This window comes from Streptomyces sp. NPDC045026, assembly GCF_056432625.1.
In genome coordinates this window covers 36,996-50,414 of sequence record NZ_JBWKIS010000028.1, presented here as the reverse complement: position 1 = coordinate 50,414, position 13,419 = coordinate 36,996, and the positions used below count along the sequence as shown (strand labels likewise).

Genomic DNA, 13,419 nt, shown 5'->3' with positions numbered 1-13,419 from the left:
GGGTCAGGTCCCACGGTGGGACCGGGTAGGCACCTGCGTCGGTCCGCTCACTCCAGGCGGCTCAGCGCCGCCGACACCAGTGTCCGGACACCTGGCACGAGTACCGACAAGTCGGGGGCGAACAGCGGGCTGTGGTTGCCCGGTACGTTGCCGATCTTCTCGGCCAGGTCCGTGCCGGGGGCCGCCTCCCACACGTCGGTCGGGGTCGAGGTGACGTACCAGTAGTCGTACGGGACGCCGTCGGGTGCCAGCAGGGAGAAGTCCTCGCTGCCCATCGCCGGACCGAAGTCGAACACCGTGTCAGCACCGAAGAGTTCGCGGTGCACGGCCGCGATCTGCCCGTCGAGGGCGGTGTCGTTGACAGTGTTCGGGTAGCCGGGCCGGAGCGTGACCTCGGGCGGCGCCGGGCAGCCGGAGGTCCGGCACTCGCCCGCAACGATGCGGCGGACGGCTCCGATGACCCGGTGGCGCACCCGGGGGTCCTGGGTGCGCAGGTTGAGGGAGAGCCGGGCGTCGGCGGGGATGATGTTGTGTTTCGTACCGGCGTGGAACTGTCCCACCGTCAGTACCACCGAGTGCGCCGCCGCGACCTCGCGCGACACCACGGCCTGCAGGCGGGTGACGATGTAGGCGGCCGTCACGACCGGGTCGACCGTCGACTCGGGGCGTGAGCCGTGGCCTCCGACTCCGTGCACGACGACGTCGATGTCGTCGGTGGCCGACATGGTCAGGCCGGGAGTGTGCGGGTAAAACCCGGCCAGGCCGGGCGTGACGTGCTGACCGAGCAGCACGTCGGGGCGGGGGAAGCGAGTGTGCAGCCCGTCGGCGACCATGACCGACGCGCCGCCGCCGGACTCCTCGGCGGGCTGGCCGAGTACGACCAGCGTGCCGGACCAGGTGTCGCGGGCGCCGGCGAGCGCCTCGGCGGCTCCGGCGAGCCAGGTGACGTGCAGGTCGTGGCCGCAGGCGTGCATGACGCCGTCGACGGTGGAGGCGTACTCCAGGCCGGTGGCCTCCTGAACCGGCAGGGCATCCATGTCGCCGCGCAGCCAGACGACGGGGCCGTCGCCGTTTGCGAGGACGCCGACCACACCGGTGCGGCCGACGCCTTCGGTCACGTCGTAGCCGGCGGCGCGCAGGCGGGTGGCGAGCTTCGCGGCGGTGCGGTGTTCCTGGAAGGCGAGTTCGGGGTGGCGGTGCAGGTCCTGGTAGAAGTCCTCCAGTGCGGCGGGCTTCAGTCCGGCGGTGATCTCCCGCGTACGGCCGGCGACGGCGGTCGGCTCGCTCATGCGCGAACCTCCTTCTCCTCGAATGTCGGCACGCTCGCCAGCAGGCGGCGCGTATAGGGGTGTCGGGGCGCGCCGTACACGTCCCGCACCGGCCCCTGCTCCACCAGTTCGCCCTGGCGCAGGACGGCGACCTCGTCGCTGACATGGCGGACGACGGCCAGGTCGTGGGAGATGAACACCATCGTCAGGGACAGCGAACGCCTCAGCTCCTCAAGGAGGTTGAGCACCTCGGCCTGCACGGAGGCGTCCAGTGCCGAGGTGATCTCGTCGGCGATCACTACCTCGGGTTTCACGGCCAGGGCACGGCCCACGGCGATGCGCTGGCGCTGGCCGCCGGAGAACTCGTGGGGGTACTTGCCGGCTGCCGAGCCATCCAGCGCGACGGTCTCCAGCCACCGTTCGACCGTCGCCGCATGCTTCCTCGCGTCGGCCCGCACGGGGTCGACGGCCTCGGCGATGGCCTCACCGACGGTCATGCGCGGGTTGAGCGAGGCGTACGGGTCCTGGGAAACGAGCTGCACCCGGCGGCGCACCGCGACGAGCTCCCTCCCCTTCAGACCCGTGAGGTCTTCTCCGTCGAGGGTGATGCGGCCTGCCCGGACCGGGTGGATGCCGACGATCGCCTTGGCGATCGTCGACTTGCCCGATCCGGACTCGCCGACCAGGCCGAGCGTCTGCCCGGCCCTGACGCCGGTGGACACGCCGTGCAGCACTTCGCGGGCGCGCCGACCGTGCCCGAAAGCGACGGTCAGATCCTCGACGCCCAGCTTGTAGGGGGACGTGGTCATACGGGCTGCACCTCCTGGCGTACGGCATGGCAGGCGACGGCGTCGATGAGGTGCGGCCGTTCGGTCGCGCAGAGGCCGTCGACTACCACCGGGCAGCGGTCGGCGAACGCGCAGCCGGCCGGTCGATCGGCGGGCGTCGGCGGACGGCCCGGGATCGTGGCGAGCAGTGCGCGTTCCTCGGCGCCCGTGTCCTGAAGGCGCGGGCTCGCCGCCAACAGTGCCTTGGTGTAGGGGTGTCGAGCGCGGCCTGCCCGCAGGTCGGCCGCGGACAGCTCCTCGACGACACGGCCCGCGTACATCACCACGACCCGGTCGCACACGGTGCCGATCACGCCGATGTCGTGGGAGATGAAGAGCATGCTCGTGCCGTGCGTGCGGTTGATGTCCTTCAGGAGGTCGAGGACCTCGGCCTGGACGGTCACGTCGAGGGCGGTGGTCGGTTCGTCGGCGATGATCATCCGTGGACCGGGCAGGACGGCGGCAGCGATCATCGCGCGCTGCCGCATGCCGCCGGACAGCTCGTGCGGGTACTGCTTCACGACCCGGGCCGGGTTCTCGATCCGCACCTGCTCCAGCGCCTCGACGGCGCGCCTGTGCGACTCCGTCTTGCCCACGCGCTGGTGCACGCGGAGTGTCTCGGTCAGCTGACCGCCCATCTTCAGGGCCGGATTGAAGGAAGCAGACGGGTCCTGGTAGACGATGCCGATCTCGGTGGCCAGGCGTGCGGGGTCGGCTTCGGAGCCTGCCAGGTCGAGGTCGTCCAGGGTCAGTTCCGCCGCGTGCGCGGACAGCCCCTCCGGCGGGAGCCGGGCCACGCTCATCGCCGTCAACGACTTGCCGGAACCGGACTCTCCCACGAGCCCGACGACCTCGCCTGGCATGACGTGAAAGGAGACGTCGTCGACGAGACGGGTCCCGTCGGGCAGGTCGACGACGAGGCCGTCCACCTTCAGCAGGGCGTCCACGGGTGCCCGGAGTGAGCTCGGGGACACCGGGGCAGGGCGGCGCCTCGTCCTGGCTTTCGTGCCACCGCCGCGGGGGTCGAGTGCCGTGGCGAAGCCGTCGCCGACGAAGCCCGCGAGCACACCGGTGAGCGTGATGGCCGCCACCGGGCCGATCGCCTCCGCCGGATTGGTGTAGAGCGACTCCAGGCCGGAGTTGAGCAGCGACCCCCAGTCGTAGTCCGGCGACTGCACGCCGACCCCCAGGAAGGACAGGCCGGACAGCGCGACGAGCACGTTCGCGAAGGCCACCGAGAGCAGCACGAGCAGCGGCCCGGAGATGTTGGGCAGCAGGTGGCGGGCGAGCAGGCGGTGAGGCGGCACGCCCATCAGGCGGGACTGCGTCACGAAGTCGCGCTGGGCGACCGAGGCCGCCAGGTTCGCGGTCAGACGGGCGAACGCGGGTGCGCCGCCCAGGCCGATCGCGAGGATCGAGGCGGTGGGCCCCGTACCGAGGACCGTGGCGATCACCATCGCCAGCAGGAGCGCCGGATAGCAGATCATCACGTCGATCAGGCGCAGCCCCAGCTCGCGCACCCGACGGCCCGACACCCAGACGACGGTGCCGAGCAGGATGCCCGCCACCGAGGCGATCGCGGTCGCCGCGAGAGCCATCTCCAGGGTCAGGCGGGTGGCGACCAAGGTGCGGGCCAGCACGTCACGGCCGAGGGCGTCGGTGCCGAGCCAGTGCTCGCCACTCGCGTGTGCGCGGGCGGCGCCGCTCAGCGCGGTCGCCTCCTCCTCCCAGAGGAAGGGGGCGACGATACCGAGGAGGGCGATCAGTCCGAGGCCGCTGAGGGCCACCACCAGGGGCGTGTTCCACCGTATGCGTCGCATCAGCGGCCTCCCTTTCCGGCCAGGGTGCGCGGGTCGAGCAGCGCGAGGACGACGTCGACGAGCAGGTTGAGCAGAGCCGCGAGGAGCCCCAGGACCAGGACGCAGCCCTGGATCACGGGGTAGTCGCGCACGAGGAGGGCCTCGACGACCCGCTGGCCGATGCCGGGCCAGGCGAAGACCGTCTCGACGACGACCGTGCCGCCGAGCAGCCCCGCGAGGATCAGCCCGCCGAGGGTGAGCGTGGCGGTCAGCAGATTGGGCAGGGCATGGCGGGCGTACAGGCGCACCGCGGGCAGGCGGCGCCCTCGCGCGGTGCGCATGTAGTCCTGGGCGAGGACGTGTGCGGCCTCGGTGCGCACGATGCGGGCCATGACGCAGGTCCCGGGCAGGACCAGCGCGGCGATGGGAAGCACCATCGACGTCACCGTCTCGGCGCCCGCCGCCGGGAGCCAGCCGAGTCTGATGGCGAAGCCTAGGACGAGGAGCGTGCCGATGATGTACTCGGGTGTAGCGCCGACCAGGCCGGTGACGAAGGTGAATGCCCCGTCGGTGCGCCGCCTGCCGCGTGCGGCGACGGCGAGGCCGATCGGCACGGCGAGCAGCAGCACCGCCAGGACGGAGAGGAACGCGATCTCTGCGGTGAACGGCAGACGGCCGCCGATGATCTCGGCGACGGGCTCCTTCGTCTGGAAGGAGGTGCCCAGGTCGCCGCGGAGCAGACCGCTCGCGTACGTGCCGAACTGCGTCAACAGGGGCCGGTCAAGGCCCAGTTCATGGCGGGCCCGTTCCACGTCGGCGGGCGTCGCGTCGGAGCCCGCGACCACGCGCGCCGGGTCGCCGGGGATGAGCTGCACCATCAGGAACGTGCCGACGGCGAGGGTGACGGCGACCGCGGCGAGCCCGACAAGACGCCGGACGAGAAAGGTGCCCCAGGGGCCGAGCGCCGTCGCGCGCCCGGCGCCCGCTGCCGGCTTGCCGGTCAGTGTCGCCGCCATCAGCCGGTGACCCGGAGCGTGGCGAGGGTCAGGAGTCCGGCGGGCATCGCGAAGGAGATTCCCTTGCGGGCGACGTAGTGCACGTTGACCGTGGCGAGCGGGATCACGTCGTTCGCCTTGAGCAGCGCCTCCTGGGCCTTCTGCCAGGCGGCGCACTTGGCGCCCTGGTCGGTGGTGGACGTGGCCTCGACGTAGTTCTCGGCGTACGCCGTGTTCTTCACCGCGCCGTAGTTCTGGCCGCCCTTGGCCGGCTCGGGCCCCAGGAAGTAGCTGCCGCCGCGCGCGAGGTTCCCGCTGATCAGCGGGAAGACGGTGACGTCCCAGTCGCCCTGGTTCGCGGTGACGTCGGTGGCCCAGGTGGCGTTGTCGGCGTTGGTGAGCTTCACCTCGGCGCCGGCGGCGCGCAGGGCCTCGGCGACATAGGAGTTGCCGGCGCCGCCTGCGACGCCATTGGTCCCCTCCAGCTTGAGGGACACCCCTGTGAGGGTCTTCTTCGCCGCGGCCGGGTCGGTCGTGGTCAGCAGAGTGGTGTCGGTGGAGACACAGGCGGCCTTCTCGTCCACGTACGAGGTCATGGTCTGTCCGGCGCCGCCGAAGACCTTGTTGAACGCCTTCGCGCTGACGGCCTGCGCGACCGCCTTGCGGCCCTTGGGGTCGGCGCCCGGGTGCCCGGGGCGCTGGTTGAAGGCGATGTAGTTGCGGATGAACGGCGTCGACCTGACCGCGTACCCGGTATTCCCGGTGAACCGTGCGGCGTCCGTGCCGGTGATGGGGGCCAGGTCGAGGGCGCCGGTCTGCAGCTGGTTGGCCAGGGTCGACTCGTTCTTCGCGATCTGTATCCGCAGGGTGTCGGCCGCCTTCCCCGCGGGCATCGAGGCGTAGCGCGGATACGCGTCGAAGCCCTTGCGCAGCCGCAGTTCGTACGAGGCTCCGCGCCGCGCCGTCGCCATCTCGTACGGGCCGGAGGCCGCGCCCTTGACGGCGCCCTGGGCGAGGGCGGCGGCCCCCGCGTTGAGACCGGCCTTGCAGACGATCCCGGCGCCGGTGCTGGACAGGCCGCTGAGGACCTCACCCCACGGAGAGGCGGTGGTGATGGTGACGGTCCGGGCCGCGTCGTCGCCCGTGATCCTGGTCTTTTCGCTGGCGTTCGTGGCGCCGAAGGTGAGCAGGGCGCCGGCCGAGGTCGCCCGGTAGCGCTTCAGGGAGGCGACGACCTGCGAGGCGGTCAGCGGGGAGCCGTCGGAGCAGGTCAGGCGCTTCTTCAGGGTCAGGGTCGTCTTCTTCGGCGTGGACGTCCAGGTCTCGGCCAGACCCGCGACGAAGGTGCCTCCGTCGTCCTGGCCGATCAGCGGCTGGTACAGCAGCGACGTCATCACGTAGTCCGACGCGCTCGCGCCCTTCGCCGGGTCGAACGAGGTGACGTCGGAGGTGATCCCGACCTTGACGGCGCCCCCACTCGCGTTGCCGTTCGACGAAGGACCGCCGACGGAGCCGGCGGTGCAGGCGGAGGCCAGGAGGGACGTGGCGGCGACCGTGATGGCGCCGGCGAGGAACCGCGAACGGTGCATGGAGGACTCCCCAGAGCTGAGGGCGGTGCTGCGGTGTGATGCGGGATACAGAACAGGCCACTTTCTCCCCCATCCCGAAATTGCAAGAATCCGCACAGGGATGGTGATCACATGCACGAATCCGCAACCTTCGTTGGCCCGGTCACGGTCGACACTCCGGCTCGGGGAACACTCGATGAACTCGATCTCGCGCTCGTCAACGCCCTGCAGATGGCGCCCCGCGCCCCGTGGGCGCAGCTGGCCCGCCCGCTCGGCGTGGACGCGGCGACGCTCTCACGGCGCTGGGCCCGGCTGCGTGACTGCGGCGAGGCGTGGATCACCTGCCACGCGGCTCCCTCTCAAGTGACGTACGGCGCTCTCGCCTTGATCGAAGTGTCGTGCGTGCCCCAGGCCCGGGAAGCCCTGGCCGGGCGGCTCGCCCAGCACCCGCAGGCGATGAGCGTGGAACTGGTGGCGGGATCGTGCGACCTGCTCCTGACGGTGGCCACGGCGACGAAGCCGTTGATGACCGCGTACGCCCTCGCTCTCGGCCGCGACGAAGCGGTGACCGCCACCCGCACCCACCTGGTGCAGCGCCTGCACCAGGACGGAAGCGAGTGGCGCATGGACTCGCTCTCCCGCGACCAGCGGCGCGACCTGGCGGAGACCGAGGACAGCGCCGCCCACACCGCCGCCGCGACCCTCAGCCCCGACGACCGCGCCCTGCTGCTCGTCCTTGCCGAGGACGGCCGCCGCTCCGTCGCCTCGATCGCCGCCGAGTTGGACCGCCCCGAGTCGACGGTGCGACGGCTGCTGCACTCGCTGCTCCACGGCGGCAGAGCGGTGCTGCGCTGCGACACCGCCCACCTCTACGCGGGATGGCGCAGTTCGGCGACCCTCTGGATGTCCGTGCCACCCGCGCAACTCGCGGCGGCCGGAGAGGAGTTGACCCGACTGCGGGACACCCGCATGGCGGCGTCGGTGTCCTCCGAGGCCAACCTGCTGAGCGTCGCGTGGCTGCACGCCCTGGACGACCTCGCCCGCTACGAGGCCCAGGCCGCCGCGCGGATCCCCTCGCTGCGGGTGCTGAACCGCGCTGTCACCCTGCACTGGGTCAAACGCATGGGCCGCCTGATAGGAGACGACGGCCGCAGCACCGGCTGCGTCCCGATCGACCTGTGGCACCGGATCGCCTGAACCCCCCTCCCGAGAGGTCTGCGGTTTCCCGCACATAGCCTCCGATCATGGCGGATCCGTGCAATCCGCGGGGTGAGTGGGACCGGTACCCAAGGCTGAGGCACCACCACCGGACGGCCGACCGGCCCGCCTCAGCCCCATGACCGAGAGGGATGCCCATGCCCAGCCACCCGCCCGCCGGCGACGAACTTGTCCACCTCAGCGCCACCGAGGCCGTCCGGCTCTTCGCCCGCCGTGAGGTGTCCCCCGTCGAGCTGATGCGGGCCGTCGCCGAACGCGCCGAGAAGGTCGAACCACAGATCAACGCCTTCACCGAGCGCCTCTTCGACGAGGCCCTGGAGCAGGCCCGGCATGCCGAGGACCGCTACCTCGGCAAGAACGGTCTCGCCCCCCGCCCCCTGGAGGGCATCCCGGTCGCGGCGAAGGAAAAGCACGCCATGCTGGGCCGCACCCTGACCGAGGGCTCCCTCGCCAGGAAGGGCCAGGTCGCCACCGAGAACGCCCCCGTCGTGGACCGTATCCTCGACGCGGGCGGCATCATCCACGCCCGCACCACCACCCCCGAGTTCTCCCTCGCCACGTACACCCACTCCCGCATGTGGGGCGTCACCCGCAACCCCTGGAACCCCGACTTCTCCCCCGGCGGTTCCTCCGGCGGCGCGGGCGCCTCCCTCGCCGCGGGTACGACCCTGCTCGCCTCGGCCTCCGACATCGGCGGCTCCACCCGTATCCCGGCCGCGTTCACCGGAACCGTCGGCTTCAAGGCCCCCTACGGCCGCAACCCCGGGCTCGGCGTGCTCACGGCCGACCACTACCGCGGCGACGGTCCCATGGCCCGCACGGTCGACGACGTCATCGCCTTCCAGAACGTCCTGGCCGGCCCGGACCCCCGCGACCACACCTCGATCCGCCCGAAGCTGACCCTGCCGTCCTCGTACGAGGACGTCACCGGCATGCGGATCGCCCTGTGCGTCCGCCTCGGCGAGTACGACGTCCACCCGGAGATCGAGGCCAACACCCGCGCCGCCACCCAGACCCTCGCCGACGCCGGCGCGCACGTGGAAGAGATCACCCTCCCCTGGACCCACCTCGACCTACTGACCGCGATAGCCGGCCACTTCTCCACCATCTTCGGCGCCCTCGTCATCGAGGCCGCCGAAACCCACCGCGACCTGCTGAGCCAGTACGCGGTCGCCTTCGCCGACACCATGGCCCACGCCCGAACCCAGGTCAGCTACCTCGACTCCCTGCGCGCCGAACACCAGCTGCAACGCGCGCTCGCCACCGCCATGGACGGATTCGACGCCCTGATCTGCCCCACCACCGCCATCCCCGGCTGGCACGCGGGCGACGACCTCACGGGCGACAAGGTCGTGGTGCACGGCGAGGCGGTGACCGACACCCTCTGGAGCGCCATGACCACCCCCTTCAACATCAACAACCGCTGCCCCGTCCTCAACGTCCCCTCCGGCATGTCGAGCTGGGGAATCCCCACCGGCCTCCAGATCGTCGGCCACCCCTACGACGACCCCGCCGTCTTCCGCGTCGGCAAGGCCCTGGAAACCCTCCACCCCTGGTCGTACGCGCAGATCGAAGACCATCTGTCGTAACCACAACAGGGCACCAACTGCGCCCGCAATCGCCGACCGGCCCGGACGGGGACACGCGGATGTCCCACTCCGGGACCGGCCGTTCGGAGGCGAGCCTCCGAACCCCCTGCTGACCTCCCTGGTGGCCGACGCCGAAGACCAGCCGGCAACGCGACGGTTGCCGCCAGGCAAGCGCTCAGACGTCCCCGCCCGCGGGAATGCCCGGTCAGGCACCAGCGCAACGGCTTCACACCCAACCCGTCAACCCTCGAAAGGCAGCCCCCGTGAACGGCCGTTGGCCGTTGGCCGTTGGCCGTTGGCCAGGATCTGCCCGCTCTTGCCGACCGCGACCGACAGCACCTTGCCATCCGGGGTGAAGTGGTACTTCGTCTCCGCCCCCTCCTCCATCAGCCCCGCGGCGATCGCCCGGTTCCAAGCCGCCCACCGCTCCTTCATCGCGGCCTCGAACCACGGCGGAACCCCGTCGTCACCGCCACCGGCCACCCGCTTGCGCTTGTCCCGCCGGCCTGCTTCGCCCGCTTCGCGTCCCGTCCCACGATGGCGGTACCTCCTTGCTGGTCAGCCCCCGGCCGACCAACGACCACCGCGGTGGCCAGGATGCGAGCCGCGCCACCCGACCGGCGCAGGACCCCGGCAACTGCCGGGGTCCTGCGCGCCCAGGGCGATCGCGTCCCCGCTGGCGCTCGCGACGATCCCGCGGGAGCGCACGCTTCGGCGCTCGCTCAGCTGGGAACTCTGGTCGGCCTGCTGGCACTGACGTTTCTCTTCGAAGAGCGTGCCGCCTGGGCGGCCCGGGGCCTGCCTCGTCGTTCCGCGACCTGAACGACCCGTGATACGGGCAGCCGGGTGTGCACAGTTCAGTGTTCGGCGCTGTCAGTTCCGGCCTGCCCGGCCGCGGTTCCTCGTGTCGTGATGGTGGCTTGACCTAAGCGCAGGGGGCCGTGACGCAGCGCGCCCAACGTCAAGGCCCTCACTTGCCGGTGAAGTTGTCCAGCGCGCTTCGGGAGCGGCACGTTCGGTCGGCGACATTCAACGTACGGGCGGTCACAGCGGTGTCGGGGTGTTGGGTACGGCGTTGTGGATCAGGATCCGGGCGGCTTCGACAGCAGCGTGGCCGGGCCGGTCGCTGTCGAGGGAGGTCGACAGGGCCGTCGCGCCTTCGACGAGCACGGCGAGCTGCCAGCCCAGGTGCTGTGGGTCCTGGGCGCCCGCCTCGGCCGCGATGCCGGATAGGCGCTCGACGAACCGCTGCTTGTAGCGCTGGACCAAGCCCGTGACGTCCGGCATGGATCCGGCGGCTTCGACCGCCGCGTTGTGGAAGGGGCAGCCGCGCATCATGGAGGCCACTGATGGCGTCATGGGGTCCTCGGCCACCTTGGTGAAGACGCTGAGCAGCTGCTCCTGGGGGGAGAGGCCGCTGCCGTTCAGCAGCTCGTCGAAGTTGCGCGAGATCTGCTCGTCGAAGGTCTTCAGGTACTCCTCCACCAGGACGTTCTTGCTGGGGAAGTGCTGGTAGAAGGTGCGCGAGGACACCTCCGCCTTCTCGGCGAGGCGAGCGACGCCGGTTGCGTGGATGCCCTCTTCGTAGAAGAGTTCCGCGGCTGCTTTCAGAATGCGCTCTCGGGCTCCTCGGCCCCCGCGGCGCCGCGTGCCGGTTGCGCCGGTGGTCTGCTTCTCCATACCAGAAGTATAGCGTTTACTTTACTTAACGGCGCGGGCGTGCTAGCTTCGGGCTCAAGTAAACCGATCACCTTACTTTTAGGTGCGGGGCGGCACCTGCCGGCGCGCAGACGCCTCGGGCCCGATCGTTCCGCCGCGGCCGAGCAACGGCTCGAGCTCATCCCCCCGCGTTGCGAGCCCAGACTCCTTCGCGGGCCGGCGCACTCGCCACTTCACACGACAGACGAGGCAATCAGTAATGACGACCCCTCAGGACCGCCCGGCGGTCTCGATATCCCTGCCCGGACGCCTGGGCGATCCCGCGTCGGACTTCCGCAGCGACCGGCGCACCGATCCGCGCATGCTCGAAGGGCTCACCCCCTTCGGCATGGACCGGCATGTCCCCGCCCCGGCGACCGGGCCCGACGACACACTGGAGGACCGTCTGGCGTTCGCCGTCGAGGCCGAGGGCGGCTTTGAAGGGCTTTTCGCGGCCAACGTCGAGGGCCTGCCCGAGATCGCCGGTGTGGACCGTACGACCGAGACGATCATCGGCGTCGACGGCAACCTCATCACGCTCCACATCCACCGCCCGAGCGAGGTGAGCGGGCCCCTGCCGGCCGTCGTCTACCTGCACGGCGGCGGCATGGCACTGCTGAGCGCCGCCGGACCGCTCTACCTGCGCGTGTACGACGAGCTGGCCGCGTCGGGCTTGATCGTCGTCGGCGTCGAGTTCCGCAACGCCGCCGGCAAGCTCGGCCCCCACCCGTTCCCCGCCGGACTCAACGACTGCTTCAGCGCCCTGGAATGGGTCGGCGCCCATCGAGAGGAACTCGGCGTCACCAAGATCGCCGTCGCAGGCGACTCCGGCGGCGCCAACCTGACGCTGGCCGTCACGATCAAGGCCAAGCGCGAGGGACGCCTGGACCTCATCGACGGAACGTACGCTCTCGCCCCGTACATCTCCGGCGCCTACGGCTGGGCCGTGCAGGACAAGGCGCGCGAGCTCCCGTCCCTCATCGAGAACGACGACCACTTCATCAGCTCCGCCGTCACCAGCGTCCTGGTGAGCCTGTACGACCCTGAAGGGCTGAATGCCCGAAACCCCCTGGCCTGGCCCTACTTCGCGACCGAGGAGGACCTCACCGGACTGCCGCCCCATGTCATCTCGACCAACGAGATCGACCCCGTGCGTGACGAGGGCCTGGCCTACGCCCGCAACCTCGCCCGCGCCGGCGTCAACGTCGTCAGCCGCACAGTCAACGGCGTCTGCCACGACGGCGAACTCATCTTCGCCACCGCCCTTCCGGACCTGCATGTCGCAGCCCTGAAGGACATCCACGACTTCACGGCCGGACTGTAATCCGCGACCGGCACACCGGGCCGCGGCCATCCCCGGGACACGAACCCGGAAAGCCCCCCCCAGACAGGCGCGCGAACACGCGCCACCCGAGGGAAGGACGGCAGAACATGCAGGTACGCAACTCACTCCACGCACTGAAGAGCAAGCCAGGGGCGCAGGTCGTCCGTCGCCGCGGCAGGACGTTCGTGATCAACAAGCGCAACCCGCGCTTCAAGGCCCGCCAGGGCTGAGGCCCTCCACCCCGCCACGTCCGGCCCGCAGCGCCCTCACCCGGCCCCGGATCCACAGGTCAAGCCACTCACCGACTCCCTGGGTCCGGGGCTGCCCTCTGCCCCCTCGCGGGCCGTTGGTGCATCGGCCCGGGCCGCCCGGCGGTCCGCGCGCAACGCCTCTCCGGCTGCAGGCGGGGCACCGGGCATCGCCTCCGGGACATCAAGTAAGGCGGTCACTGTACTTTGGCGCCTCGGTCGTGCTAGCTTCGCGAATGTAAGGCGATCGCTTTACATCGAGAGCGCGAAGGTGGCCGACCCGACGGCTCCACCGTGACAGCGCCGCCGATCACCCCGCTCGACGCCAGGGCGACCACCGGACCAGAACCCTTACGGAGAGTAACCATCATGCCCATGATCGACTTGTACCTTCCCGAGGGCGCCCTGAGCCTGGAAGCGGAACGTGACCTGGTCGAAAGGATCACCACGCTGGTGCTCACGGCCGAAGGCGCCTGGCCCGCCGATGAGAGCGTGCTCGCCGGCTCCTGGGCCCTGGTCCATCACACGCAGGTCTATGCCGGCGGTGCACCGGCCGCCGAGCCCCGCTACCGGGTCGACGCCCATACGCCGCAGGGCCTGATCAATGACCCGGAAGTGAGGGAGCGCCTGGTCGCGGACATCACCGAGGCCGTCCTCGACGCCGAGGGGCCCGACCGCCCCCGGGATCCCTCGCGGGTGTTCGTCTTCCCGCTGGAGATACCCGAGCGCCGCTGGGGCTGGGGCGGCCGGCTGATCGGCCTGGAGGACGTCCTCACCATCGTCACCGGCGACGCCGAACAGGCCAGGAAGACCGCCCACGAGCGGCTCGCCGGACAGGGTCGCTGAACCCTGCCCCTCCGTGCGAACGGAGGGGCACACCCCGGC

The 13,419-nt window shown here is 70.9% G+C and carries 12 protein-coding genes; 5 read left to right on the top strand and 7 right to left on the bottom strand.

Features of this window, described 5'->3' with window-relative positions; translation table 11 throughout:
* Positions 1-47 precede the first annotated feature (47 nt).
* The 5 genes from AC07EJ_RS37550 to AC07EJ_RS37530 are packed head-to-tail and all read right to left on the bottom strand — an operon-like array spanning position 48 to position 6,478.
* Positions 48-1,289: an amidohydrolase gene (locus tag AC07EJ_RS37550; protein WP_478885937.1), complete on the bottom strand. Its 1,242-nt coding sequence runs from the start codon at positions 1,287-1,289 to the stop codon at positions 48-50.
* Entirely contained in the window at positions 1,286-2,077 is a 792-nt protein-coding gene (locus AC07EJ_RS37545) for an ATP-binding cassette domain-containing protein (protein WP_389486697.1), read from the bottom strand. The genes AC07EJ_RS37550 and AC07EJ_RS37545 overlap by 4 nt, the downstream gene beginning before the upstream one ends.
* On the bottom strand, positions 2,074-3,915 hold the full coding sequence (locus AC07EJ_RS37540) for a dipeptide/oligopeptide/nickel ABC transporter permease/ATP-binding protein (RefSeq protein ID WP_478885936.1): 1,842 nt from the start codon (positions 3,913-3,915) through the stop codon (positions 2,074-2,076). Before AC07EJ_RS37540 ends, AC07EJ_RS37545 begins: the two co-directional genes overlap by 4 nt.
* The gene (locus AC07EJ_RS37535) at positions 3,915-4,910 is read right to left on the bottom strand and encodes an ABC transporter permease (RefSeq protein ID WP_389486693.1); all 996 of its coding nucleotides are present in this window, start codon (positions 4,908-4,910) and stop codon (positions 3,915-3,917) included. The genes AC07EJ_RS37540 and AC07EJ_RS37535 overlap by 1 nt, the downstream gene beginning before the upstream one ends.
* Complete coding sequence (locus AC07EJ_RS37530) at positions 4,910-6,478, bottom strand: ABC transporter substrate-binding protein (protein WP_478885935.1); 1,569 nt, start codon at positions 6,476-6,478, stop codon at positions 4,910-4,912. The genes AC07EJ_RS37535 and AC07EJ_RS37530 overlap by 1 nt, the downstream gene beginning before the upstream one ends.
* Before the next feature lie 111 nt (positions 6,479-6,589).
* On the opposite strand from AC07EJ_RS37530, the gene AC07EJ_RS37525 reads away from it, so the two are divergent.
* Both AC07EJ_RS37525 and AC07EJ_RS37520 read left to right on the top strand, forming a co-directional pair.
* Positions 6,590-7,654 carry an Lrp/AsnC family transcriptional regulator gene (locus tag AC07EJ_RS37525; RefSeq protein WP_389486690.1) on the top strand — a complete coding sequence of 355 codons (1,065 nt, stop codon included), beginning with the start codon at positions 6,590-6,592 and terminating at the stop codon, positions 7,652-7,654.
* Between the two features lie 158 nt (positions 7,655-7,812).
* Positions 7,813-9,264: an amidase gene (locus tag AC07EJ_RS37520; RefSeq protein WP_389486688.1), complete on the top strand. Its 1,452-nt coding sequence runs from the start codon at positions 7,813-7,815 to the stop codon at positions 9,262-9,264.
* Between the two features lie 240 nt (positions 9,265-9,504).
* Here the strand turns inward: AC07EJ_RS37520 and AC07EJ_RS37515 are convergent, their stop codons facing one another.
* Positions 9,505-9,747, bottom strand: coding sequence for a hypothetical protein (locus AC07EJ_RS37515; RefSeq protein ID WP_478885934.1), 243 nt, complete (start codon positions 9,745-9,747; stop codon positions 9,505-9,507).
* A gap of 561 nt (positions 9,748-10,308) precedes the next feature.
* On the bottom strand, positions 10,309-10,944 hold the full coding sequence (locus AC07EJ_RS37510) for a TetR/AcrR family transcriptional regulator (RefSeq protein WP_389486684.1): 636 nt from the start codon (positions 10,942-10,944) through the stop codon (positions 10,309-10,311).
* Positions 10,945-11,182: 238 nt separating this feature from the next.
* Here AC07EJ_RS37510 and AC07EJ_RS37505 point away from each other — a divergent pair, with 238 nt between their 5' ends.
* The 3 genes from AC07EJ_RS37505 to AC07EJ_RS37495 all read left to right on the top strand — a co-directional run bounded on the left by AC07EJ_RS37505 (position 11,183) and on the right by AC07EJ_RS37495 (position 13,380).
* On the top strand, positions 11,183-12,286 hold the full coding sequence (locus tag AC07EJ_RS37505; RefSeq protein WP_389486682.1) for an alpha/beta hydrolase fold domain-containing protein: 1,104 nt from the start codon (positions 11,183-11,185) through the stop codon (positions 12,284-12,286).
* 107 nt (positions 12,287-12,393) lie between these two features.
* Positions 12,394-12,516: a type B 50S ribosomal protein L36 gene (gene ykgO / locus AC07EJ_RS37500; protein WP_389486680.1), complete on the top strand. Its 123-nt coding sequence runs from the start codon at positions 12,394-12,396 to the stop codon at positions 12,514-12,516.
* A 393-nt stretch (positions 12,517-12,909) separates the two neighbouring features.
* The gene (locus AC07EJ_RS37495; protein WP_389486678.1) at positions 12,910-13,380 is read left to right on the top strand and encodes a tautomerase family protein; all 471 of its coding nucleotides are present in this window, start codon (positions 12,910-12,912) and stop codon (positions 13,378-13,380) included.
* Positions 13,381-13,419 lie beyond the last annotated feature (39 nt).